This window comes from Fructilactobacillus sp. X2R5C2, from assembly GCF_059901375.1.
In genome coordinates, this window is the sequence record NZ_JBWXUX010000059.1 from 1 (window position 1) to 229 (window position 229).

The 229-nt window shown below is 39.3% G+C and carries 1 protein-coding gene; it reads right to left on the reverse strand.

The genetic code is table 11. The annotated features are described in order from the left end of the window. Positions 1–113 precede the first annotated feature (113 nt). The gene (locus AC6UD2_RS06930; protein ID WP_500698454.1) at positions 114–224 is read right to left on the reverse strand and encodes a S1 RNA-binding domain-containing protein; all 111 of its coding nucleotides are present in this window, start codon (positions 222–224) and stop codon (positions 114–116) included. Positions 225–229 lie beyond the last annotated feature (5 nt).

The following is a 229-nucleotide window of genomic DNA, read 5'->3' on the forward strand; positions in this document are numbered from 1 at the left end:
GTTTTCAATCGATCATTAAAATATGCGCGGTGCTTAAATGGTTTCCCAAATGACTCTAACGAGATTTGTTCCACCAGTTTCTGTAATTCATCGTCATGCAAATAAGTTCGCTCCTATTCTGGACCAACCATGGAAAGTTTAATTCGTTTTCGATCTAAATCAACACTTAACACCCACACGTCGACAATGTCACCAACAGAAACAAGCTTTGCCGGATCCGATATAAATC